The sequence below is a fragment of the Streptomyces sp. NPDC005423 genome, assembly GCF_040606415.1.
Classification (GTDB): Bacteria; Actinomycetota; Actinomycetes; order Streptomycetales; family Streptomycetaceae; genus Streptomyces.
Window position 1 is genome coordinate 1 of sequence record NZ_JBEXET010000107.1, and the last position, 2,364, is coordinate 2,364.

Genomic DNA, 2,364 nt, shown 5'->3' on the forward strand with positions numbered 1-2,364 from the left:
CGGCGCGGTGTAGACGGGCTTGAGCGCCTTGGCGATCTTGTCCCAGTCCTGTCGGGCCGCGTATCGAAATGACGCCCGCAGCAGGTGAAGCCGTCAAAGAACAACACGTTGATTATCCGCGTCCGTCTCCATGGTCCTCCGTCTGCGGCTCGTTGACCAAGGCGAGCAGGTCGGCTGCTGTGGTGTGCCGGTGCTCGGCGGGGGTGACGTCGATGCGATGGGCGTCGAGGATCGGCAGGACGTCCTTGATTGCGTTCCACAGCGTGCTGCGGCAGACGTCGAACAGCTCGGCGAGGGAGTCCAGGCCGCAGACGCGACGCCGGTAGAGGATCGTGGCGAGGATCCGGTCGCCGTCGGTCATCTTCTGCCGGAAAACGCCGCCGCGGCTGCCCGGGCGTCGGTCGCCGCCGCGCTGGCGGTGACGGCGCTGTTCGATCGCGGCGGCGTAAGGCACGATCAGCTCCTCGAGCAGGGCGTGCAGTGCCTCGCGGCTCATGCCGGTCAATGCCGGGTGGGTGAGGGCCTGGTGGGTCGTAATTGCTGAAGGGTGCTCGGCCGGAGCGATGCCGGTGGCCCATGCCCGGAGGTCCTCGGCGCGGGTGAAGTAGCGCACGACGGTCGGCGTGATGCTGATCTTCTGCTCGTCCAGTAACTGCCGGGTTGCCTTGATGGCTTGGCCGATGGTGACCGGGTTGATCCCCAGCAGATCGCACAGCACCTTCTGCGGGCAGACCTGACGAAGGTAGACGACGGTGATCAGGACCTCGTCCGCATCCGACAGCAGCGATCGACTACGGCCGGTCGTGGCAACGCGCCGGCCTCCGCGGAGCACGTAGCGGCGCTGTTCGGCCCGGGCTACCTGGGCCGCAGCCAACTGAGCTTCCAGCGAACTCAGTTCGCTGGCGTCCATGCCGGTCAGGCGGGGATCGGCGAGCATCTGCAGGGTTCGCTCGCGGGTCGCGGTGCGCTCGTCGGCTCGCGGTGCGGCGTCCGTGCCACCGGCCGGGGCGATGCTGTAATTCCACCGGCTGTGGTCGGTATGCGCGGTGATCGGCAGGGCCAGCAGCTGGTCGCGGCTGATCGCAATGCCGGTCGGATAGGAGCCGTGGTCCAGGACGGCCTCGACACGCAGCCCGGTCCGGGTCGTGGTCGCGGCGATTGTATTGAGGACGACTTCGTGGCTGGTCAGCGGCCTGCCGCGCCAGTTCATGGTGATGTGGGAGAACAACCGATGCTCAACTTTGTTCCATTTTGAAGTACCTGGTGGAAAGTGACAGACTGTTACCGTCAGGCCGGTCTCGGCGGCGAACGCGGCCAGTTCGGCCTTCCATAACCGGTAGCGGTAGCTGTTGGATCCGCCGGCGTCCGCGGTAATCAGTAGCCGGGACGCCGCGGGGTAGTCGTGGCGGCCGCGAGCCTGCCACCAGCGATGGATCGAGGCGACCGCGAACGCGGCCGTGTCGTGGTCGACGCCGACGTTCACCCAGCCGGTGTTCGCGGTCATGTCGTAGATCCCGTACGGGATCACCGTCTCCACCCGTGGGCCGGCGAAAAAACTGTGGTCCTCGACCTCGACGGGATGGCCGGCCGGCCGCCACTCCTGGCCGGCCATGGGCAGCTGCCCCAGCTGTTCCTTCTTCTTCGCGTCCACGCTGATCACCGGCTCGCCCGCGGCCTGGTGCTCTTTGACCTGCTCGTTGATGTAACGGAACTGAGCGTCCCGGTCGGGATGCTGATCACCTTCCAGGGTCTTGGCGGTGCCCTGCAGGCTGAACCCGTGCTCCTTCAACAGCCGGCCCACCGTGGGCGCAGTCACGCGATGCCCCTGCCGGGACAGCTCGGCAGCCAAGTGCCGAAGAGACTTCGTCGTCCAGCGCAACGGCGACATCGGATCACCGCGCTCATCCGGTTCGACCAACGCCATCAGCGCCGGAACCAGACCTCGGTCAACGGCCTCGGCCCGCATCCGCCCACCACCGGGGCGCCTGGCGCGTCCCTCGGGCAGCGGCTCGACCCCGGCTTCGAGCTCGAAGACGCCCTTGCGGACGGTCGTCTCGCTGACCCCGGCCGCCCGCGCGACCAAGCGCACGCCCCCGTGGCCAAGCAGCCGGGCCTCGGTCGCCAACGCCAGCCGCTGCTGACGCTCGTTCAAATGCGGGAGCAGGACCTCGAACCGTCGCGCCAGCTGGCCCCACACATGGTCGGATATTCGCACACCACACCAACGACATCGATCCCGCAAAGCAACGTGTTGTTCTTTGACGGCTTCGGTGAACCACACACGTTTGCACCACAGTTCGCGGCCAGACCTCGCCGACCGCGTCGGGCAGCCCCTTCAGCCCGTCGCAGACCAGCATGAGGACG

The 2,364-nt window shown here is 67.3% G+C and carries 1 protein-coding gene and 1 pseudogene; both read right to left on the minus strand.

Annotation, left to right across the window (positions count from 1 at the left end):
* Positions 1-112: 112 nt before the first annotated feature.
* Complete coding sequence (locus tag ABZT12_RS39270) at positions 113-2,185, minus strand: ISAzo13 family transposase (protein ID WP_356394654.1); 2,073 nt, start codon at positions 2,183-2,185, stop codon at positions 113-115.
* A gap of 85 nt (positions 2,186-2,270) precedes the next feature.
* Positions 2,271-2,364, minus strand: a pseudogene (locus ABZT12_RS39275) (transposase); the annotation flags it as partial.